The 22,527-nt window shown below is 39.3% G+C and carries 27 protein-coding genes; all 27 read left to right on the top strand.

Features of this window, described 5'->3' with window-relative positions; translation table 11 throughout:
• Window positions 1–243 precede the first annotated feature (243 nt).
• Window positions 244–1,005, top strand: coding sequence for an ATP-binding response regulator (locus GT674_RS17740; RefSeq protein WP_330585452.1), 762 nt, complete (start codon window positions 244–246; stop codon window positions 1,003–1,005).
• 249 nt (window positions 1,006–1,254) lie between these two features.
• Window positions 1,255–1,806, top strand: coding sequence for a hypothetical protein (locus tag GT674_RS03035; protein ID WP_148445125.1), 552 nt, complete (start codon window positions 1,255–1,257; stop codon window positions 1,804–1,806).
• A gap of 78 nt (window positions 1,807–1,884) precedes the next feature.
• Window positions 1,885–3,771, top strand: coding sequence for a beta-N-acetylhexosaminidase (locus GT674_RS03030; protein WP_161209483.1), 1,887 nt, complete (start codon window positions 1,885–1,887; stop codon window positions 3,769–3,771).
• A gap of 168 nt (window positions 3,772–3,939) precedes the next feature.
• Complete coding sequence (locus GT674_RS03025; protein WP_005423065.1) at window positions 3,940–4,605, top strand: response regulator transcription factor; 666 nt, start codon at window positions 3,940–3,942, stop codon at window positions 4,603–4,605.
• Window positions 4,602–6,023, top strand: coding sequence for a sensor histidine kinase (locus GT674_RS03020; RefSeq protein ID WP_161284363.1), 1,422 nt, complete (start codon window positions 4,602–4,604; stop codon window positions 6,021–6,023). The genes GT674_RS03025 and GT674_RS03020 overlap by 4 nt, the downstream gene beginning before the upstream one ends.
• A 99-nt stretch (window positions 6,024–6,122) precedes the next feature.
• Window positions 6,123–7,607: a DUF6034 family protein gene (locus tag GT674_RS03015; RefSeq protein ID WP_161284362.1), complete on the top strand. Its 1,485-nt coding sequence runs from the start codon at window positions 6,123–6,125 to the stop codon at window positions 7,605–7,607.
• A gap of 118 nt (window positions 7,608–7,725) precedes the next feature.
• Complete coding sequence (locus GT674_RS03010) at window positions 7,726–8,499, top strand: hypothetical protein (RefSeq protein ID WP_242872571.1); 774 nt, start codon at window positions 7,726–7,728, stop codon at window positions 8,497–8,499.
• An 18-nt stretch (window positions 8,500–8,517) separates the two neighbouring features.
• Entirely contained in the window at window positions 8,518–9,246 is a 729-nt protein-coding gene (locus tag GT674_RS03005; RefSeq protein ID WP_242650130.1) for an ABC transporter permease, read from the top strand.
• A gap of 43 nt (window positions 9,247–9,289) precedes the next feature.
• Window positions 9,290–9,940, top strand: coding sequence for an ATP-binding cassette domain-containing protein (locus tag GT674_RS03000; protein ID WP_044925097.1), 651 nt, complete (start codon window positions 9,290–9,292; stop codon window positions 9,938–9,940).
• Between the two features lie 2 nt (window positions 9,941–9,942).
• The gene (locus tag GT674_RS02995; RefSeq protein WP_161284360.1) at window positions 9,943–11,241 is read left to right on the top strand and encodes a hypothetical protein; all 1,299 of its coding nucleotides are present in this window, start codon (window positions 9,943–9,945) and stop codon (window positions 11,239–11,241) included.
• Window positions 11,238–11,945 carry a hypothetical protein gene (locus GT674_RS02990; protein WP_242858927.1) on the top strand — a complete coding sequence of 236 codons (708 nt, stop codon included), beginning with the start codon at window positions 11,238–11,240 and terminating at the stop codon, window positions 11,943–11,945. Before GT674_RS02995 ends, GT674_RS02990 begins: the two co-directional genes overlap by 4 nt.
• Before the next feature lie 415 nt (window positions 11,946–12,360).
• Window positions 12,361–13,338 (top strand): M28 family metallopeptidase, encoded by a 978-nt coding sequence (locus GT674_RS02985; RefSeq protein WP_227190737.1) that lies wholly within the window; start codon window positions 12,361–12,363, stop codon window positions 13,336–13,338.
• Between the two features lie 140 nt (window positions 13,339–13,478).
• Window positions 13,479–13,853 (top strand): hypothetical protein, encoded by a 375-nt coding sequence (locus tag GT674_RS02980; RefSeq protein ID WP_055066324.1) that lies wholly within the window; start codon window positions 13,479–13,481, stop codon window positions 13,851–13,853.
• A 258-nt stretch (window positions 13,854–14,111) separates the two neighbouring features.
• Complete coding sequence (locus GT674_RS02975; RefSeq protein WP_055066323.1) at window positions 14,112–14,297, top strand: hypothetical protein; 186 nt, start codon at window positions 14,112–14,114, stop codon at window positions 14,295–14,297.
• Window positions 14,298–14,629: 332 nt separating this feature from the next.
• Window positions 14,630–15,001 (top strand): GntR family transcriptional regulator, encoded by a 372-nt coding sequence (locus GT674_RS02970; RefSeq protein WP_028087677.1) that lies wholly within the window; start codon window positions 14,630–14,632, stop codon window positions 14,999–15,001.
• 15 nt (window positions 15,002–15,016) lie between these two features.
• Complete coding sequence (locus GT674_RS02965) at window positions 15,017–15,880, top strand: ABC transporter ATP-binding protein (RefSeq protein WP_161284358.1); 864 nt, start codon at window positions 15,017–15,019, stop codon at window positions 15,878–15,880.
• Window positions 15,868–16,500, top strand: a complete 633-nt coding sequence (locus tag GT674_RS02960) for an ABC-2 transporter permease (RefSeq protein ID WP_161284356.1) — start codon at window positions 15,868–15,870, stop codon at window positions 16,498–16,500. The genes GT674_RS02965 and GT674_RS02960 overlap by 13 nt, the downstream gene beginning before the upstream one ends.
• 157 nt (window positions 16,501–16,657) lie before the next feature.
• Window positions 16,658–17,020: a sigma factor-like helix-turn-helix DNA-binding protein gene (locus GT674_RS02955; RefSeq protein WP_243149039.1), complete on the top strand. Its 363-nt coding sequence runs from the start codon at window positions 16,658–16,660 to the stop codon at window positions 17,018–17,020.
• 119 nt (window positions 17,021–17,139) lie between these two features.
• On the top strand, window positions 17,140–17,244 hold the full coding sequence (locus GT674_RS18220; RefSeq protein ID WP_442859853.1) for a helix-turn-helix domain-containing protein: 105 nt from the start codon (window positions 17,140–17,142) through the stop codon (window positions 17,242–17,244).
• A gap of 436 nt (window positions 17,245–17,680) precedes the next feature.
• Entirely contained in the window at window positions 17,681–17,959 is a 279-nt protein-coding gene (locus GT674_RS02945; RefSeq protein ID WP_055066319.1) for a type II toxin-antitoxin system RelB/DinJ family antitoxin, read from the top strand.
• Window positions 17,960–18,175: 216 nt separating this feature from the next.
• Window positions 18,176–19,138: a S1 RNA-binding domain-containing protein gene (locus tag GT674_RS02940; protein WP_110925766.1), complete on the top strand. Its 963-nt coding sequence runs from the start codon at window positions 18,176–18,178 to the stop codon at window positions 19,136–19,138.
• 91 nt (window positions 19,139–19,229) lie between these two features.
• Complete coding sequence (locus GT674_RS02935; RefSeq protein WP_055066318.1) at window positions 19,230–19,682, top strand: zinc-finger-containing protein; 453 nt, start codon at window positions 19,230–19,232, stop codon at window positions 19,680–19,682.
• A gap of 18 nt (window positions 19,683–19,700) precedes the next feature.
• Window positions 19,701–20,357 (top strand): hypothetical protein, encoded by a 657-nt coding sequence (locus tag GT674_RS02930; RefSeq protein ID WP_117592333.1) that lies wholly within the window; start codon window positions 19,701–19,703, stop codon window positions 20,355–20,357.
• Between the two features lie 68 nt (window positions 20,358–20,425).
• On the top strand, window positions 20,426–21,115 hold the full coding sequence (locus GT674_RS02925) for a hypothetical protein (RefSeq protein WP_161284354.1): 690 nt from the start codon (window positions 20,426–20,428) through the stop codon (window positions 21,113–21,115).
• A complete protein-coding gene (locus GT674_RS02920; RefSeq protein ID WP_049940373.1) occupies window positions 21,075–21,578 on the top strand; it encodes a hypothetical protein in 504 nt (167 codons plus the stop codon). Before GT674_RS02925 ends, GT674_RS02920 begins: the two co-directional genes overlap by 41 nt.
• Window positions 21,579–21,691: 113 nt before the next feature.
• The gene (locus GT674_RS02915) at window positions 21,692–21,919 is read left to right on the top strand and encodes a cold-shock protein (protein ID WP_005423033.1); all 228 of its coding nucleotides are present in this window, start codon (window positions 21,692–21,694) and stop codon (window positions 21,917–21,919) included.
• Window positions 21,920–22,395: 476 nt separating this feature from the next.
• Window positions 22,396–22,527 carry a hypothetical protein gene (locus tag GT674_RS17595; protein ID WP_005423021.1) on the top strand — a complete coding sequence of 44 codons (132 nt, stop codon included), beginning with the start codon at window positions 22,396–22,398 and terminating at the stop codon, window positions 22,525–22,527.

Here is a 22,527-nt window from a genome sequence, read left to right as displayed (position 1 = left end):
CAGCCTGACGCATGATCACCATTTCGGTAATCCAGAACAAAGCAGACTTGATGTGGAAGTGGAAGAGCGATTGGTAAAAGCTAGCAATCTCTTCCTTTCACAAAGAGTGAAGAAGAGAAGGCACATTAATGGGATTGACGTATCAATACTGGAACCATATAATGGGTACAAAGAAAAATTTATTTATGGAAATAAACACATTGACAGAGCATGCAAAAGTGCTGTGATTAAAGTTTAGAAAGAATCCTTATGAATATCATAAGTAATGCTGTCAAGTATAACAAAGAAAAAGGAGAGATACTGCTCAGCTATTATGAAACACAGGTGGATGACAGACATATACTGTTTGAGTTTCACTGCAAGGATACCGGAGTTGGAATGAGTAAAGAATTTCAGAACCATATTTTTGAACCATTTACTCAGGAAACAGGCGGTGCAAGATCTGTTTATGGAGGAACAGGTCTTGGTATGCCAATTACAAAAAAACTGGTAGAGAAAATGGGCGGTACGATTAAATTTGAAAGCGAGAAAAATGTAGGAACCACATTCATGGTACAGCTCCCATTCCTTATTTCTGCTGATATGAAGCAGGCAGAAAGCCAGGAAGACGATGTATCAATTGAAGGTATGAGAATCCTTTTGGCCGAAGACAATGAATTGAATATGGAAATTGCGGAATTCCTTCTGACAAATGCAGGAGCAGAAATTATAAAGGCTTCAAACGGCAAGGAAGCTGTTGAAGCATTTGCAAAATCAGGTGTTGGTGAGATCAATGTAATTCTGATGGATATTATGATGCCAGTTATGGATGGCCTGGAAGCTACCAGAGAAATACGTACAATGAACAGAAGTGATGCATCTGCTGTTGTGATTATAGCTATGACCGCCAATGCTTTTACAGAAGATAAGACTAAAGCACTGAAGTCTGGAATGGACGATTATCTTACAAAACCACTGGAGTCAGAAAAACTGATTCGTGCCTTAAGTAGATACAAACACAATTAACAGTAACGTTCTTATTTCAGCCATAGAAACAGGGTGTGGTACGAAATATTATGCGTAAATTTATAAAATGGAACAGTAATCCAGACAAAGAGGGGGCATATCAATTGGACAATGATATGCCCCTCTGCCGATGTTTGTTAACTGATGCATTTTGTTTATATATTCCCTTATTTTGTACATGGACTCTTTTATATGAAAGGTGTATAGTGAATGAAAACTATATGATAAAGATTATGGAGGCATAAGATCATGGCTAATTTGATAAATTTTGTTACGCTGTTGAATGGAAAATTTGATAATAAGGATCAATTTGAGAAAATAAGTAAGACAAATCCACAGTATCCATATGCAAAGCACATCAATACAATATGTAATTCAAAAATCGCAAATCTCCCAAATGGTTTCGAAGGCGTATTTATGATTGAAGAGAGTTATTATTCTGTACAGGGGACTACCCGCTCTTCTTCACATTTGTTTCTTTTTATGGAAGAAAACAATTCAATAAAACTTATTTCTTATGAGATACCGGAAGGATATGATAAAAAGAATTTTACTTACAAAATCTTCAAAGGTGCCGACTATGATCAGCTAAAGTGTTCTGCAAAATTTACTCCTGCATTTTTCAGAAAATCAGGTGATACATGGGAAGGCGGAAGTGTAAGTATGTTTTCTCCCGTATTGAAATTTTCTCTGCATGAAAAGTTCACTGAAAATCAATTGGAAGTATCAGAGTCCATGGAAGTAAATGGGAAAAGAACTTTTGGTTATGATGAGCCGATTATTTACAAACGAATAAAATAGAACATTGACAGGGGATGCTTTGCTAAAAAAGATTGATTTGTTAAGAAGAGCAGAATTCCTAAAGAAAGAGGAATACTTATGAACATTGTTTTTTCATCTGATAAGAAAGAATATAATACTATTAAAAAAGGTACTGAAATACTGCTGGCTGAAAATGACGGTTTCAACCAAAACATAGAATTGTTTGTTAAATTTCAGGACAGACCAGAAATATTGATCAATAAAAGAAAAAACCAGATTCATATCATCTGTCGGGAAATATCTCATTATTACCGCGCACTTAATTATGCCATACATCATATGGAAGAAGATGAATTTCAATATCAAGAGCATGTCTGTTTTGAAAGAAACGGTCTTATGCTGGATTGTTCCAGAAATGCTGTATTTACAGTTGAAAAGGTGAAATTCCTGATCAAGACACTGGCAAAACTTGGAATGAATGTACTCATGCTTTATACAGAAGATACCTATGAAGTAGAAGGGCAGCCTTATTTTGGAGCTTATCGCGGAAAATACACCAAGGACGAAATAAAAGAGCTGGATGCTTACGCTTCCATGTTTGGGGTAGAGCTTGTTCCGTGTATTCAGACCCTGGCTCATCTGCACAATGTGCTGAAGTGGCCGGGAATGGATAAGATTCGTGATTCTGCGGATATTCTCCAGCCTGAAAAAGAGGAAACTTATCAGTTTATTGAAAAGCTGCTCAGCTCAGTAAAAGAGAATTTTTCTACCAACAGGGTACATCTTGGAATGGATGAGGCTGTCATGCTGGGACTTGGAAATTATCTAAAAGAAAATGGATATAAAAAAGGGTCACTGATAATCAGGGAACATTGTAACAGGGTCGTAGATATTTGCAGAAAATTAGAATTAAAGCCTATGATATGGAGTGACATGTACATTACAGCAAATTCTACAGGCGGATACTATGATCTGCCCGAAAACACGGACTGCTCCAAATGGGAAAAACCGAAAAAAGATCTAGGATTAGTATATTGGGACTATTATCATGATGATACCAGAACCTATGAAAAAATGCTGGATATCCATGCGCAGCTTTCGGATAACGTTATTTTTGCAGGAGGATCTTGGATTTGGAACGGAATTTCCCCCAATTATTCTAAGACCTATGCGTGTACCAAAGCAGCTCTTTTTACTTGTAAAAAATACAATATAAAAGAGGTGCTCTGTACAGCATGGATGGATAATGGTGCAGAAACCCCGGTGGATGCTTTGCTTCCGGGACTTGTACTTTTTGCACACCTTGATTTTCACAGAGACTATGACGAAACAATCCTTAAGCAGGAGTTCAGGAACTGCACAGGCGGGGAATTTGATGATTTTATGGCACTTGACAATTTTGATTCCTTATTCTTAAATACGAAACAGAATAAAGAGGCTCAAAATCCTTCAAAATATCTGTTATACCAGGATCCAATGTTAGGCATTTTTGATTATCATGTGAAAGAATCAGGTGTCAATACAAAATCTTACTACCAAAACATACAGAAATGTATGAAGGAATGTGCAAAAAAAACAGGAAAATATCAGCTTTTATTTTCATTTTATGAAAAACTGGCGGCGGTATTAGCTGATAAAGCCGATTTGGGCATGTGTATAAAATCAGCATATGACAGATCGGACAGAGCAGCGTTGAAAGATATCAGTCAGAATGTTATTCCTGGAATCATCTGCAATCTGACAGATATGAAATCATCAAGAGAAAAAATCTGGATGAACGATGCAAAGCCATTTGGTTATGAGATTCTGGATATAAAAATTGGTGGCGTAATTACAAGACTTAAAAGTACAGGATACCGGATTGACAATTATCTGAATGGAAATGTGCTTCGTCTGGAAGAGCTGGAAGAGGAAAGACTTCCCTATTTTACCAAAGGAATGGACAAGCGGGAGAACTTATGGAATCGCATCATCAGTGGATGTGATTTGAATGATACGATCTGATAAAGGTAAATGAAAGGAATCCGGCTACGTATGGAAACCAAAACTATTCTCACAGAATGGTTTTGGTTTCCTTTTTTGCTGTTACAAATCAGTTACAACTGCGATATAGAATTTAATGTATAATTAACCTGTGAAAAGATATTTATAAAAACATGTGAGGTAATAATCATGAAGGCAAGAATTCTTGTGATAGAAGACGAAATGTCAATCAATGACCTGCTATGTATGAATTTGGAGATTGCAGGGTATGAAACAGTAGGATATCTGGATGGAAATGAGGCATATGAAGCAATTATTCAAGATCATGCGTTTCAGTGTGCACTTGTAGATATCATGCTTCCCGGAAGAGACGGATATAGCCTGTTACCGAAACTGAAGCAGTATGAAATCCCCGTAATATTTCTTACCGCAAAGGGAGATATCGCGAGCAAGATAAAGGGATTAAAAGACGGTGCGGAAGATTATATTGTAAAACCATTTGAAATGCTGGAAGTGATGGTCCGTCTTGAAAAAGTACTGGAACGTAATGGCACTGTACAAGAACAGATTCAAATTGGTGATGTCATCATTGATACTGCTAGTCGTACTGTTACAAAAATGGGTATGGAAATCTATTTAAAGCCAATGGAATATAACTGCCTCATGGTGTTCGCCAAAAACCCGAATAAAGCACTGACCAGGAATCAGATTCTGCAGGAACTGTGGAATGAAGAGTTCTGCGGAGAAACAAGAACTGTGGATGCACATGTGGGTCGTATCAGGAAAAAGCTTGGCTGGCAGGATAAGATTAAAACAATTCCCAGAATCGGTTACAGACTTGAGGTGGATTTATGAAACTCTTAATAAAGATCTTTTCTCAGACTACATGTATCATTTTGGTGGTATCGTCAGGGATTTTTCTCTATACCACTTATTGTTGGAAAAATCAGAGTATACAGAATATTAACAGTTATGAAAGCAGTATATTCAGAACAAATATCTTACAGTTTGAAAATAAAACAAGCCTTTCTGACAATCAGAAACAGAATGCCGACAACGAAATGCGCCCCCAAATAGTTACTTATGCTTTTCGGCAGGTTTTTCATGACAGCGCGGTTTTATATCTTGATGGAAAAATGACCTATAATGGAACTGTTTATGAATTCGACGTAAAAAAGTTAAGAGAATTATGTAAAAGTAAGGCAAACATGGTGGATCATGGCAGCAACAGTGACGGTCATGGCCCTATGATCAGTCAGATAAATGGAAGGACACTTTTGTTATTTTACTATGGCAATGTAAATATGGGATATCAGATTGTTACTTATAAAGATATAACAGATGTAATAGAAAAAAGTCATCTGCTGTTTTTTCAGACTGGTGGATTTACTTTATCTTTGATCGTGGTGATGGGAATTGTCCTTTATTTGAGCCTTCGAAAAATCACAGCGCCGCTTATAAGCCTAAGAGAAGCTACGCTTCTTGTTTCTGAAGGTATTTATGATTTTAAAGTACCGTCAGAGGGAAATACAGAACTTGCGCAGGTAGGTGCAACCTTTAATTTTATGACAGGTAAAATAAAGGAACAAATTGAAAGTCTTTCTAACATAAACCGGACACAAAAACAGCTTATTGGAAGTCTGGCTCATGAGCTGAAGACCCCAATGACTGCAATCATAGGCTATGCAGATACATTGCTTACTGTGCGCCTAACCCCGGAAAGGCAGGAGAAGGCTCTTATTTATATTGAAAATGAATGTCGCAGGCTTTCAAGACTTTCTATAAAAATGCTGGAATTAACCGGACTCTACGAGGCTTCGGAAGACTCATTCAATCCAGCTGAAATACAGGTGGATAACTTCCTGAAAGAAGTAAAAGAACTCATTGATTGCAGGCTTCAAGAAAAAAACATCTCTCTTGATGTATTTTGTGAACCAAAAGAATTGGTAAAGAAGTTTGATCAGGACTTAATGATAAGTGTAGTGACAAATCTAATTGATAATGCAGTCAAAGCTTCCAGGAAAGAATCTAAAATTGTGCTTGAGGCAACCCCAGACCATCTGATGGTTCAGGATTTTGGAAAGGGAATACCGAAAGAGGATCTGGAAATGGTGACGGAACCATTTTATATGGTAGACAAATCTCGTTCCAGGGCAAAAGGAAGTGTAGGACTCGGTCTTTCTTTATGTCAGAAAATTATAGAACTGCACGATTTCCAACTGAAGATTGAAAGCAATCCGGGAAAAGGAACTACCGTCTCTGTTTTCTGGTAATCACACTAACGTTTACATATCAGTTACAAATCGCGAAAGATTTGGTGTAATGCTCGATGATATACTTATAACAACCTTAGAAAGGAGAAATTACCAGAAATGAGAAAAAACATAAAAAAATTTGCAGGAATAGTGCTTTGTATTGGAATGTTTACAGGATGCGCACAGACCCCGGACTCTTCTTTGGTAAAGCCGAAGGGGAGCAAGGCTGTAGATGCCTATACGGAAGCGGATGATGTTAGCGGTTCTAAAGGAGAAGCATCTGAAAGCAAGAACGATGACGGTTCAGATTCAAAGACAACCATCAGGAATCTCATCGATGCTCCTCAAAATTATAAAAGCCATGTGGAAGATGACAGTGCCAAGCTCGTGGTAAATACAGATGCAAGCGTAGAAATTCCGGAAGTGGAAAAGATATCTGCTATTTCTGTCACCGCGGCAGAAGTTCCCCAGGAGCTTCTCGACCGTATTACAAACGCATTCTTCTCAGAGGCAAAACTTTATACCATAGATAGTTATTATGTGAAGACAAAGGATGAAATTAAAAAAACTCTGGATGAACTAAAAGAAGACGTTGCAAACGGAAACCTGGATCCGTATAACTATGGAACAGACGATGATGGAAATTATGTCTATGATATCTATGAAGATATTGAGACATGGGAACAGGAATACGAAACTGCTCCGGAAAAGAAAACCCTGACAGAAGCAAAACCTGTTGCCGGAAATTATTTCAATTGTGTTGCACAAATGCCAGACGATTCACAATACTACTATATAATATCTTTCGATGGCTCCGATACCTTGTTAGTCAAGATCAAGAAAGCAGCAAACAAGGATGGGGAAAAAATACCGGAGGATGCAATGTGGTGTGATTACGGATATTCTGAAGAGGAAGAAAAACCCACAGAAGAATCTATCGGGCTGTCCCTGGATGAAGCAAAAAAACTTGTAAAGGAAAAAGTTGAAAAAATGGGCATCACAGATTTGCAGTTTTCTAACTGGAATTACGCGGTGTGCAAAAGTTTTGAAGGCGATAATAGTTCAGGTAATTTTGGAAATGGATATAGAATTGATTATGCACGTACCATAAATGGTGTGCCGGTAACTCAGACAATTGCAGACGGTGGGGCATTGGAAGATATGGACAGCACAATGGAAACATGGTCTTATGAAAGTCTCTGTTTCTATGTCGATAAAGATGGCATAGAAAGCATGACTTATTCAAATCCCTACACAATTGGTAAAATAAAGACAGAGAATTTAAATCTTCTTTCGTTCAGCGAGGTTATGAAAATTTATGAAAAAATGATGGTGGTAACAAACGCTGATAATATGCAATATGAAAATTCCAGGGTCTATAATATTGATCGGATCGTTCTTGGTTATGCCAGAATATATGAGCCGTCTACTGACGCACACACAGGTATTATGATCCCTGTCTGGGATTTTTTCGGCAGCATGACTTCAGAAAGTGAATATAACGGAGAAACAGAATCAAATACCATAAAAACTCCGAATGAAAGTTTCCTTACCATTAATGCTGTGGATGGCAGTATTATAGACCGAAATTTGGGTTACTGACATGAGGCAGGTATTTGGAATTGTACGGTACAATTTCTTCGGATTTTTACGCAATCCCAAAGTTATTTTTATATTTCTGTTAGAATTTGTACTTAGTTTTCTACTTACAGGCAGAATCATGGTTGTAATGGAGACCTACGATACACCGGTACAGGCCATTGAGCCATTTATCTGGACATTTGGGGATGGGATAGCAGTACTGTCCAGTTCGCTGCTCTTGCTTCTTATGTTTTCTGACCTGCCGAAGATGACACCTATTACTCCATACCAGCTGACCCGGACAACCAAGAGGAAATGGCTTTTAGGTCAATTCATTTATGTTATTCTTGTAACTGTTTTATATACGGTTTTGATGCTGTTATTTACGGCCGTGCTGTGTATGAAAAAGAGTTATCCAGGTAACCTGTGGAGCGAAACTGCGGCCATGCTTGGTTATTCAGAATTAGGAAAAAACCTGCAGGTCCCTTCTACAGTAAGGGTCATGGAAAGTATCTCACCCTATGGCTGTATGCTGCAGGTTTTCTTCCTTCTGTTTTGTTATTCGCTGACCTTAAGCTTTGTAATCCTTGTAGGAAATCTCTATAAAGGGAAGACTAAGGGGATGATTTTTGGCCTTCTTTACAGTGTTTTTGGTTTTTTATTGGACCCGAAAGTACTGGCTGCAATTTTACATAAAGAAAAATACGAAATGTATCAGGTAAATGTATTAATCTGCTGGATCAGTCCTCTGAACCAGGCAGTATACGGAAAACATAACTTAGGTTATGACCCATTGCTCCCGAAAATCACGCATTCCTACATGTTTTTTCTGGGTATTTTAGTTCTTCTTGCAGTTTTTGCAATTAACCGGATGAAAAAATATACCTTTGAATTTCTTGGAGAAAAGACATGATCGGGAGGGGGAATACCTGTGTGGGGTGAAACAAAACGTATGTTATTTAATAAGAATTTTCTGGCAGCATGGCTGATAGCCTGCATCTCCATCGCCATTGGCCAGACTTATCCCAGCTTAAAAAAAGCACTGGCATGTGGTACTTTTATCAGTATACTGGAAGGTTCCTTAAAAAGTCAGGCAGTATCTTTTGCCATTCCGGTAGCGGCCGTATTGCCATGGAGTGATTCCATTCTGCAAGAATATAAAAGTGGATTTTTAAAGGAGATACTTCCCAGAACGACCCGCAGACAGTATGTCGAAGGTAAAGTCTTTTCTATTATGATGTCTGGTTTTATGGTCTGGACATTAGCTATACTAACGGTACTTTTTATCAATTTTATTGTGTTCTATCCGCTGGAGATACAGGGTGCTATTCAGAAAGAAGCACTTCTGGACTTGCTCATGAAGGCATTCCGGACAGGACTTATCGGAAGTATCATAAGTACTTTCGGTGGAAGCTGCGGGATTTTATGGGATTCTGCTTACATGGTATATGGAATCCCTTTTGTAAGCTTCTATTTCGGAATTATTCTTCATGACCGCTATTTTAAAAATCAGATATGGTTTTATCCAGTAGAATGGATACTGGCTGATAAAAATTGGGGACCGGACAAAATAGGACTTTGGCTATTTCTACTGTTGTTTTTATTAGTAATGCTGGGAATTCTGGGAGGTGTTTTATATGGAAGATTGGAAGAAATCTGAAGGGACATTTAATCTGGCCTGTGATCCGCAAAGAGCAAGTGGAATGATGCAGAACACCTGCGTAAAAATAGAACACGTGACCAAACGTTTCGGTGAAGACATCGTGTTACAGGAAGTAAATCTTTCCTTGAAAACAGGGAACGTCTATGGGATTGTTGGAAATAACGGTTCCGGAAAGACCGTTCTTATGAAATGCATCTGTGGGTTTCTCCCTGTAACTACGGGCACTATTTTTGTATTTGGAAAAAAAATAGGCCATGATGTGGATTTTCCTGAAAGTCTTGGAGTTATTATCGAGACTCCCGGTTTTCTTACACAATATACGGGCTTTAAAAATCTGGAGATCCTGGCAGACATGAATGGCCGGATTTCGAAGGCCGATATCCGCATAGTCTTAAAAAGGGTAGGATTGGATCCGGACATGAAGAAACCAGTCGGAAAATATTCCCTTGGAATGCGTCAACGCCTTGGTATTGCACAGGCCATTATGGAAGATCCTCTGTTTTTGATCCTGGATGAGCCGTTTAATGGACTGGATAAACATGGCGTGGAAGAAATAAGAGAACTGCTGCTGGATTTAAAAGCAGCAGGAAAAACCATTTTGCTGGCAAGCCATAATGAAGAGGACATCAGAATCTTATGTGACCACGTATATGAAATGGATGGAGGAATCTTAAGAGAAAGGACTGCCTGATAATGAGAAATTTATTTGTAAAAACGGCATTAGTATTGTGTACGACAATAATATTTCTTCCAGCTACCGTTTTTGCCACAGAGCCTCAAAACACGGAGATTACATCTGCTGAAGAAGGATTTACGGACTCAGATCCGTCCGTATCTTATGAGAATGACAACTCGTTAACCCTTGATGAAAAAGAGGATGATTCTACGAGTACCGAACCTCCGGCAGAGGATGAAAAGACTCCTGATAAAGCTGATACCGATAAAGAAAATCCGGATCCGGATATTTTTACATCAGGAGATGACTTTGGTGATGGTTCTAAATCGAATCCTTTTCATGTTGTAATAGACAGTGATAATCCGGAAGACGGTGACGCCCCGCAGATAACAGATCCGGTTATAGACAACGGAGGGTATTCGGGCGGTGGGGGAGGAGGTAATTCAACATCAGACTCATCAAGTGAAAAAATATTACATAAACCGCAGGTATTATTAGAAGACAGCAATCTTTCAGGTGGACGATTGGAGGCTGGTTCTACAACAGAAATGTCGCTGACATTTCGAAATAAAAGCTGCAGTCAAAATGTATTTGGTTTAAAAATTTCCCTTTCTACAGAGAACAAAGGAATCGAATTTGAGAAAAACTCTTTTTATGTACAAGTCCTGGCTCCTGGTGAAGCAATTACTTTGGAACAGATGATTACTATAACAGAAAACTGTGATCCTGGCCAGGCTGTCATTACTTTTTCTCTGGATTATGAAGATTCGAAAGCAACGGCAACTACCGGTACAGAATTACTGTCTTTTCAGATCATCCAACCGGTTCGTGTTAAGCTGGAAGCTTCAGATATTCCATCTGTTTTGTACACTATGGATACAGTAGAGATCCCGGTAAAAGCAATGAATCTCGGAAGAGACAAAATTTACAATGCAAGTGTCAGCTTAAAGGCTGATGAATTAAGCTCAAACGATACTGCATTCTTAGGGACCATAGAGGCCGGAGATTTATCCCAGGGAAGTCTTCGCATATATGTAAAAGGAAAAACAGGAAAATGTGCAGGTCAATTAATTCTTACGTATGAGGATGCAGATGGCAAATCATACGAGGAAGAAATGAAATTTGATTCTGAAATCAAAGAAACCCAGATAAAGTCTTTAAAGGTTGAAGATGACCAGGAGAAAACCAATAACTGGTGGTATTCCATAGCTGCAGTTGTTGCAGTACTGCTTATTTCCATAATCCTGATTCTGGTCAGAAAGCTTCATAAGAAAAATATCCTTCTCGAAGAAGTGAGAAAGGCGGCTTCTCATTGAAAAGAAAAAAAATAGACAGCTTTACCTTATTTGTCATACTTCTGCTGGCATTGATACTTACATTATTAGGAATGCTGCTGGCAGGCATGAAAGAAGAAAAACGGCAATTTACTGTGCTGCTCCCACTTGGAGATCTGGCTTATGATGAAGATTTTTTGCAGAAAGCGAAGAAGATAAAAGGTATAAAAGAAATCTGGCCAGTCATAGAAGTCCCGGTTGTCATCAAAATTGAAGATTATACGGAAACAACGACTTTTTCAGGAATTGATATGAATGCGTTTGGAAAAAATCCAACTCAGAATGAACTGGGGAAGATGCCGTTGTTATTGCTGGGAAATGGTTCCCTACGGGATATGAAAGACTATAATAATCATGCCATTTCAAAAAAACAACAGGAAAAATTTTTAGAGATGGGTGAAAACCTGAATATTTTTTATTCCCTGGATGAAAAAGAGAAGGATACTTCCAAAGCCGCGGATGATCTTACCACTTTATCCGGCAATTCCGCAAGAGAACCGCAAACCTCATATATGCCCTGTAAAGCCGCTGTAGTAACAGAAGGCAACGAAATCTACATACCCATTTCCCAGGCACAGGATCTCTGCAGAGAAATAGGAGAGCCTTCTGAAATCAGTAAAGTATATCTAAAAATAAATGGAAAGAATAACCTGGAGAACGCAAAGAAATTACTTTCAGGAATTTAACATAATATATAGCAAGAAGTCTCTTTCCTTTACAGATATGCAATGAATTGTAAAAGCACTGTACGAACGCTGTAAAAGCAAAAAAGAACACTTGGTTGGTGATGCAGTTCATGGTATAATAGTATCAGTTGATAACATAAATGATAAAAAAGCTAATTTTGTAAAAAAAAGAATCACAATGTACATTTGAATATCAGATTTACTGCTTTTTGATCATGTGGTTGTAATGTTCCGTACATAGCCCAGAATGGAACTAAGTGAATTTATCAATGTCTGTCCCTTTTTCAAAATCTGAGATTTAAATGATAATGTTTATGGTATGGAAAAAAGCTTTCGTTGTAGCCTATGGTTCTGCATGGAAAGTTATTGGATAAAAGATACTGATTAATACTTGGTAAAATGAGGAAGCTCACAAATGAAAAAAATTACAATTGCCTTAATTATGGTTATATCATTAATAGCACCAATTCAGACAATGGCGGAGAGTGTTACCCAGAACGGTACAATAATAGAGCCTTTGGAACAGAATATTGAACAGATCATCGATGAAATCACTTCTGAACCGCGTCCAATAAATTCTGATGCAATACAGAATGTAAAAGAATATATTAGTAAATATTTTGGCAATCTGGGATATGACAATATAGAATACCAGAAATTCGAATATAACGATGAAAACAATGAGAATGCAATAAGGCATTCCTCGCAGGCGGATGTGTTTCTGGCATCAACAGCCGAGAATGCAATTGTTGACGGCATTGGTGAAAATATCATTGTGACAAAAAACTCATCCATTGATACTACAAAAAATCTGATCATAAGTGCCCATTATGACAGTGCAGAAGATTCGGTGGGCGCCAATGATAACGGTTCCGGAGTGGCAGCAGTGCTTGAACTGGCAAGGATTTTAAAAGATACAGAGATACCGTATAATATAAAATTCATCCTGTTCTCGGGCGAAGAGAAATATATGCTGGGTTCAAGATGGTATGTTGGTAAGCTGACGGAGGACGAGCGGAAACAGATCATCGGAGTAATAAATATTGATACTATTGCAGAAAAAAGTGATCTGGGTTATATGGCGATGATCGAAGGAAACAAAAGACCAGACAATGCGGAATATGATGATGAGGGATTGAAAAAACTGGCAGAATTAAATAAAAACAGTATGTCAGAACTATTTACACCCAGTGACAGATTTTTCCTGACAATGGCAACCAACAGTGACCATTATCCGTTTGCATTAGTGAATATCCCGGCAGTATCTATTGTCCAGGACTGGCAAGATGGTTTGAACGTGAATGATAGTTCTGATGTAAAAGAAAATATGGATATACAGAGAATTGTGGAAGTGATTGATCAGGTTATGGAAGTACTTCCAACGATCAATTAAATTTATATCAAAAATCTCCCACTAATGGTAGTGCCAGATAAAAAACATTGTAGAAGTCAGTAATATTAATGTTTTTCATGGTGCTAGCACGGTGCGAAGTCGAAATAATCAAATACTGACAGAGACCAGGAGGTGGAATAATGAAAAAATGGATCGTGATGCTGGCGGTACTTGTTATGTTCTGTCTGGCGGGATGCGGGGAAAAGCCGATGACAGCAGTGTATTTTCATACAGATGATAACAGCTGGTATTTTGCGGATCTGGACACGGACACGATTTTCTCCGGAACGATACCGGATAAGCTTACGGATGAGAATGGAAAGAAGCTGACAGAGGAAGATATGACAGACGGAGATGTTTACCTGATCTATGGAGATGGTATCATGCTGCAAAGCTTCCCGGGACAGTATCCGGGAATCACAAAGATGGTACGGAAAGAACAGGGCAATCAGGAAAAGGCCGATCATTACCGGAAAGAGCTGCTTTCCATGATGCGTCCGGTGACTGGAGAGTGATAAAATAAAGCTTTTTTAGAAAAGTATTAAAAGAAAATATATATTCATTTCTTCTATATTTTGATAAACTATATATTAAGACCACTGAGAAGAATAAATTTTAATTGCTTTGTTGAACAGATTGGTATTTACAGGGAGGAATCGTATTTCAGATTCTTCAAGTACATAAGGGTTCACTTTTCGTTGTATCCTAAACGTTATCATTTCAATGAAATATCATGTGAGTAACAAATCTGGAGTTGACTAGGAGGTGATTTTATGAAAAAGTTTATGCCTATTATCTATGTTATAGCATTCGTTATTGGTATTATCTTCATCATAACAGCAGATACAGGAGTGATTACAAGTTATTATCCTGCTTTGATTGCAGGCATAATCATTAGTTGCTTTGCGGGAGTGTTCCTTGCTATCTACTTATATGCTTGGCATAAGCAATCTAAGTGAGTTATGTCAATTTCAAGTTTGTAGAATTCAAAAATTTAATATGAAATGTGAGATAGAGCGTATGGAAATAATCTATACGTTCTATTTTTTTGCCTTTTTAAGAAAAGTGATTAAGTAACTGGTTTGTAAAAACGGAACCAGAATCATCTGGATCCAAGACCACACATAATGCTCATGTGCGGTAAAGTAACATACAAGAATTTGATAGACAGCCACTCGCTTTTCCGAATGTATTTACATCTTTTCTCTTGACAGGTTCACACAAACCGCCTATACTGTGCTTATCGAATAAGTACACTTATTACGATAAGTGCACATGGCGAGGTGAGCAAGTGGAGATTATCATAAGTAATAGCAGTGATAAGCCTATTTACGAACAAATCTGTATGCAAGTAAAAAGTTTTATTATGGACGGCACATTATCTGCTGGCGAAGCCCTCCCTTCTATGAGAGCTTTAGCAAAAGATTTACATATCAGTGTTATTACCGTTCAGAGAGCATATGAAGATTTAACGAGAGATGGATTTATAGAAACTGTATCTGGAAAAGGCAGTTTTGTAGCATCACAGAATAGGGAATTTATTCAAGAGGAACAGTTACGAATTGCTGAAGAACTTTTACAAAAGGTCGCAGAAATTGGTCGAGCACATGGCATTAGTCTTGGGCAAATGACGAATATTCTAAAACTATTTTACGAGGAATAACGAGAGGTGACAGGCATGGATAACAACATTTTGGTGCAGAATTTATGCAAGCAATTCGAAGATTTTTCTTTGGACAATGTTTCGTTCAAAGTCCCTAAAGGCAGGATTGTAGGCTTTATTGGCGAGAATGGTGCAGGAAAAAGCACTACTATCAATCTGATATTAAATGAACTAAACAAAGATAGCGGACAGATACAAGTCTTTGGAATAGACCATACAATTCCAACTGTCAAAGAAAATATTGGCGTTGTTTTTGATGAATGTAATTTTCATGATGTGTTTACAACCGCAGATATTGAAAAAATCTTGAAAGGAGTTTATAAGACATGGGATAGTGACCTTTTTTCGCGATACTTGAAAAAATTCAAAATCCCGACCAAGAAAACGATTGGCACATTTTCTAAAGGCATGAAAATGAAGTTGTCTATCATTTGTGCTATAGCACATAGACCTAAACTGTTGATTTTGGACGAAGCAACAACAGGTCTCGATCCCGTTGTGCGTGATGAAGTATTAGACCTATTTTTGGAATTTATCCAAGATGAAGATTGCTCTATCTTCTTTTCGTCGCATATTACTTCGGACATACAAAAAATTGCAGACTATGTGATTTTAATTCATCAGGGAAAAATCATTTTCGAGGAACAGAAGGATAATCTTGTTTATAATTATGGCGTGGCAAAGTGCGGAAAAGAAAAATTTGCACAGCTTTCCTCTGATGATTATATCATACACCGAACTACAAATATGAGCGTGGAGTGTCTTGTTCATGACAAGGAAGCATTCAAACGAAAATACAAAAACATCATTGTGGATAATGCCACATTAGAAGATATTATGCTTTTCTATGTTAAAGGAGGTACATCATGCGAGGATTGATATATAAAGACATATCCATTTTCTTCAAGAGTATTGATAAGAAACTTATTCTGATTGCAGCAGCAGCTATTGTTCTGCTTATTTTCAATGCTGGAATTTATGCTGGCTTATTTGCTTCCGTTATGTTTGCCATGACAATCGGTATGCAAAATATTATGAGTTTCGCAAGTGATGAAAAGGCAAGCTGGAAAAAATATCAATTAGCTATGCCGATAAGCAATTTTACTGTTGTTGCAAGTAAATATGTTTCCGTAATATATACTGTTGCAATCAGCATTTTGGGAAGCATTGCGTTCAATAGTTTATCCAGCATAATTTTTCAAAACTTTGATATGCTTATCTGGTTATTTTCGATTGCAGCAGCAATTATTATCCCATTATTATGGACAGGAATTTGCTTGCCATTAACTTATTGGTTTGGTTTTCGTTCTGCGCAAACTATGGGCTTGATTGTGGTAATTCCAATGTTTTACTTTGTAAAATATTTTGAAGATGGACCGGGAATGGCTACTATGGTAAATTCTGTTCATTCATATGTGCTAATCACAGGGATAGCGGCAATTTTGATTTTTGGAATTTCCCTCATAATAAGCACCATTGGATATAGTCGTAAGAATTAAATCTGCAATTACCATTCAAAAATATCAAACCCAGCCGAGCCAGTCAACGGCAAGTGAATGGGCTGCGCCCACCGTTGACAGCCCCGTCTGTCCCTGCTGGTGGGTAATCAAGGGGCGACAGCAAAAAGTGCTGCCGTCGAAGAAAGGGGGAGTTTCCATGACCAAACAGGAAGCCTATCAAGAACATATCCGCTATACCCATGATACCTATTGCCGGATTGTTATTCGTCATGCGTCCTTTGACGCTGCCCGTATGTTGGCAGCAAGGTGGAAACGGGAAATCTCCCTTGAATATTTGACCGAAGAAAAGTTTGTCCCGCTAAGCACCACAGATGAGTATTTTCAAGTGCCGGACTATGGAGAAACCTATCCGTTTTCTGTCCGGGGGCAGACGATACTTTTAGACAGCCGTTCCCTTGCAGCGGCTCTTGCCCGGCTGCCGGAACAGACACAGGAGGAAATCTTTTTGTATTACTTCCAGCACTTGACGCAGAAAGAAATCGGAGAACAAAGAGGCTGAAAGAGAAAATGGAGGTGTTGTCCCATGAGTAACCGGTTTCTCCCCTATGACACGATTATAGAGGCACATGAGGGTGATCCGAAAGCGGTAAAAGCCGTCCTTAACCGTTCACCGGATATATCCGCTATTTCTCTAAGATGAACGGTTATTATAACTCTGATATGGAGGATTACATCAGAACAAAGCTGATTGAAAGCTTGTTTAAGTTCCGGCTTGACCGATAGCATAAAGCTAAAGGACAATTGATCTTTACATCACATAACTTACGCCCATTGGAAATCCTTGAAAACGATGCTCTGCTTTATACGACTGTGAATCCTGAGAATTGCTATATAAAATCTACTTATATCAAAAATACGCAAAATACCCGGTTATCTTATTTGCGGACAATCAAGCTTGGCGGGCAAAAAGAAAAACTCTACAATGAAACAAATATATATGAGATGGAGCTTGCTATGAGGCGGGCAGGATGGGACTACAAATAACTAAAAGGCCACAGGAATCAGGCAATTATTATCACCACCAAATCCTTCTGTTATACAGGCTTCATCGTGTAGCTAACCTCATTGAATGAATTTATTGTTAAATATTCGTGCAAAATATTTTTTTCTTCGTGCAAATGGCATATACTATAATTGCCAGCAGAAAGGGGTTGATCGTATGGCTAGAAATACCACAAACATCAGTATCCGCATGGACGCAGATTTGAAAGCGCAGGCGGACGCACTGTTTACTGAACTTGGCATGAACCTGACTACGGCGTTTAACATCTTTGTGCGCCAGTCGCTTCGTGAAGGCGGCATTCCCTTTGAAGTAAGGCTGGAACAGCCGAACAAAGAAACGGTTGCTGCCATGCTGGAAGCGGAAAGGATTGCAAAAGACCCGTCTGTAAAGGGCTTCAATGACCTTGACGAGTTGTTTGCTGACCTGAAAAGATGAAAGAAACCGATATGCGACGCTATTGCAATTAAGGTAATATTGACATAGAATTCCATGTATTATAGAATGGTATCTGTAAAAAGAAGGCATGAAGAAAGCAGCTTTAAACGGGCTGCTTTTTTTGTGTCTTCTTTTGTCTTTCCTGAGTACCGGAGGAAAAGGAGTTTTCTGGATGGAGCAGAGAAGACAAAAATAAATAAGAACAGGAGGAAGTATATGGAGGATACCAAAAAAACAGTTTTGGCGGGAAACGGGGAAAAAGATGTTCCGCGTGCAGTCTACGATGGTGTTTTGACAATCGATGTAGACGCGCAGGTTGAAAGCATGGAGGAACAGGAAGAAGCCAGATGGCATCAGCTTTTGAATGCACATCGTACCAGAAAGATCCTGACGGGCCAGCTTGGGGGCATTGAAAAACTGGAGAGTGGATGGATGGTTGCTGTTACATACTTTAATGGTTTCCGGATCATTATCCCAATGAATGAAATGATGATCAACCTTCAGGGAGACGGGCGTGAAAACGCGGATACCTTAAACCGTCAGGTCCGTATTGCTAACAACATGCTCGGCTGTGACATTGATTTCATCATCAAAGATCTGGATAACAAGAGCCGGAGTGTTGTAGCATCCAGAAAAGATGCAATGCTTAAAAAGAGGCAGACTTTTTACCTTGGGGAAGATACAGAAAAACCAATGCTTTATGAAGGCAGGATCGTAGAAGCAAGGGTGATCGCGGTAGCTCCCAAGGCAGTCCGCCTGGAAGTCTTTGGTGTAGAAGTATCTGTCCGGGCCAGAGACATGGCCTGGGAGTGGATGGTAGATGCCGGAGAAAAATTCCAGGTAGGTGATCTGGTGCTGGTCATGGTCAATAAGGTGGAAGCAAGCTCTGTTGACCAGATCATTATAGAAGTGGATGCAAAGAGTCCGACAGCCAATATCAATAAAGATAACCTCCGGAAATGCCATAAACAGGGAAAATATACAGGGATCATTACGGAAGTCTATAAGGGAACCTATTTTATCCGCCTTGATATCGGAGTCAATGCCGTGGCACATTCCTGCAATATGTCCGCACTTCCGGGAAAGAAAGATAAGATCGGATTTGTGGTGACCCGCATCAACGACAACTATGAAGTGGCAGAAGGCATTATCACAAGGCTTATCAAAAGAGCTTCCTGAAAATGTTTTTATGATTTTCAAAGAATTCTGTTGACACAGAAAAAGGGATTTCTTTAACATCGGAGATAAAGATGGAAAGGAGTGACGTCAGATGGCAAAAAAGAAGAAAAAACAGATGCGGGAAACCTTGTACTGTCCATATTGCAAAAGACCCGGGGTACTTAGGCCGGCAGCCTATGTCTATGGGGATAACAACCTGGATCCGGAGAAATACCTGTATGTATGCAGCGGCTATCCTTCCTGTGATTCATACATTGGGGCACACAAAAAAAGTATGCGTCCCATGGGAACCATGGCTGACAGCAATCTGCGTAATAAGCGGATCGAAGCACACAGAGCTTTGGATGCAATCTGGAAAAATGGTTATATGACCAAACACAGCACATATATCTGGCTTCAGAACCGTTTGAATCTCCGGGAAAAGGACACACATATCGGGAAGTTTTCTTATTACCTGTGTGAACAGACCATCCGGGAATGTACAGACTATATAAAAAGCCGAGAGGAAAAAAAGAAATCCCCGGATAAAATAAGCGTGGCATGACGGAAAGGATGGATGCCCTTGAGACTACAGGCGACAGAAGATGATGTATATCATCTGATGGACCTTAAAGAACAGTATTTTATTATGACAGCAATATGCAGTGTGGCAGAGGGAATCAGCGCATACTTTTTCATATACCAGAAAAGATGCTGGGATCTTGCATATTTGTGTACTGCACTGGCGCTTGCGATAATCCTGCTTCTTCGTCAGGCCATAAAAATCAGCCGGAGGATCATGGAGGCAGAAAACTGTTATATGGCACTTGAAGAGGACAGCCTGGCAGTCTGCCAGCCGGAAAAAAACGGAAAATATGAGTCCTGCAGGATCTTTTACGATGAGATGGATAAGATCGTAGAAGGAACCAGACGGGGAGTTCCGGAATTTTATATCGTGATCCGAAAAGAAGGGAAAGAACAGAAAAGCTTTTTCCTTTTGGATGAAGAAGAACAGGAACGGGATGTTTTCTGTGTACGATCCTTTGGCTTTGACAATCAGGGATTCATGGAGTTTTATCGGAAACTCAGGTGGATCGTACCGGGAAGAACAAGGATTATCGGGACCAAAACACAGGAAGTATGGAAACTGCGACGGCCGAATATCGGAATCTGTACGGCAGCAGGCATGCTTTTGGGGTATGTACTTCCAAAACTCCTGGAAATGATGATGTATGGGTAACAAGTTATGAAAGAAAACAGATCAGAAGCAGAGATTAGAAAGAGTGAAAATGACAAGGAGGAAATGTCATGAGATGGTATACAGCAATCGGAATGAAAAAAGATGATGCAGATGGAAGGTTTTGTGTCTGGGTAGATGGGGAAGAAAAAGTACTTACAGAAATGGAAACTATTTTGTGGGCTGCGCTCACCTGGTCTTTCTGTGAAGAGGATAAGGTCCATTCCCAGATGCATCGTCTTCTTGTATTTAGCCTTGGAGAAAAACAGGCACAGGAATGGGCGGACAAAGAGGATTTTCAGTTTTGCCTGAACCGTCTGGTAAAGCGGGGCCTGGTTGTGCTGACAGAAGGATGTACCAGAGAGGAAGCTGTATACAGCATTATCAGCCGGTCAGTCATGTCTCCCATGGCCTTTTCACGGACAGAACGCATGAAGCATTTTATGGAAGCCCTTTCCATGGGAAAAGGACTGAAGTTTTCACTGAGAGCTTTTAAAAAGCCGCTGCTTACAGAAGAGGAATACCAGCTACTTTCCTATCTTCAAAGAGAAGGGGATGTTTCCTGCCACCTGAAATGTTTAAAAGAAGAGGCAAAAAGCAGGGAACCCAATTTAGCAGATTCCCGCCAGGAACAGATACAACGGGAATTTATAATCCGCGTAGCGCAGCTTTACTATAAGAAACAGCTTGTGATCGACTACATAAGAAGGGAGGACTGCCTTGAAGCAAACGGAACATCCGTATTGGCACAGGCTGTATAGATGCTTGGAAGATTTTGGAACACGTTATCAGAATATACCGGATTTTTTTAAGGACAGGATCCAGCGATATGGTATCCTGTCTCTTTTTATCCTGCTTTTCGGATCATTTATGGGAACATGGATGAAAGATAAAACTTTTATTTTCTGGTCTTTTCTGCTTGGGATTATCGGGTTTATAAGAACATATCTTATTTTCCGCACCGCGGATAAAAAGACCTATGAAATCGTGGAAGGGCTGGTAACCGGGATAGACGGGAAAAATCCCTTTGCAAGATTACGGAAGATCCGGGTAAGTGATCCGACCGGACGGCAGAGTGAACTTTTGCTGGATAAAAACGTAAAAGTTTTGGAGGGAAAACGCTATCGGTTTTATTTTGGCATAAATGAAAAGAAGCTGGTAGGAATCCGCCGGGTGGATGCAGCGCTCAATAACGGGACTTTTTTGGGAAACGAAGAAATATAAGAGGAAGAGATTCCTTTTATAGCAGGGAGGGGAGCACCAGGCATGGTTCGATTCCATGCTGCCCTGTTTCCGCAAAAGATTATTGCGGGAAATACAGCAAAGGAGAGAAGGATATGTCAGAAACACTACAGGGAACCGTGAAATGGTTCAGCGCACAGAAAGGATACGGTTTTATCACCGGTGAAGACGGGATTGATTATTTCGCCCACTTTTCGGAGATCCAGATGGATGGATACCGGAAATTAAGCGGTGGCCAGCCGGTCCTTTTTGAAGCAGGGACGGATGCCAACGGGCGAAGCCTTGCCAAAAATATTTCCCCGGCGGATCCAAACGCTGAGTAAGACGTTTTCATAGTGCATGTACAGATTACCTATTCCCCTCAGATACATGCATTTATGCAGACGGATGAAAAGACAGGCGGTATCATGCCGCCTGTCACAACATGTAGCAGAATAATAAAGATAACTCACGCAATAACACAATATATAGTTAAAATTAATTGACAACCACAAAATGTTGTGGTAGTCTTTAAATGAAAAATAATTTAACAGTCTATAAAAGACTGTGGTTATTCTTTAGTTCCGGACATTCCGGAAGAAACACTTTGGGGCGGTCTTGCCCTTAATGAGAAAAAATGGATATGCAAAATATAAGGAAGATGCAAGAAGGAAAGAAGATTCTTTTTGTGTCTTTTTTTATTGCATAAAAAGCAGAAAGGAGGAGCACGAATGAAACTGTCAGTTAAAGAAACTGCAAAAAGAAATACCTTAAGAACATCAAAAAAAGAAAACACATTGTAAAATCAGGAGGGTCGATTATGGAGACAATTAAATGGGAAAACGCAAATGCACTGGAAATTGGAATGCTTATGGAGATGGCAGAAGACGGCTATGTATTTTGCATCGAAGATGGAAAGATACAGGCTGTTGAAGTCCGGATTTTCAGCTAG

This window comes from Blautia sp. BIOML-A1, from assembly GCF_009883055.1.
GTDB lineage: Bacteria > Bacillota > Clostridia > Lachnospirales > Lachnospiraceae > Blautia_A.
Note: the sequence above shows the minus strand (reverse complement) of the source record. Positions and strands in the feature narration are given on the sequence as shown.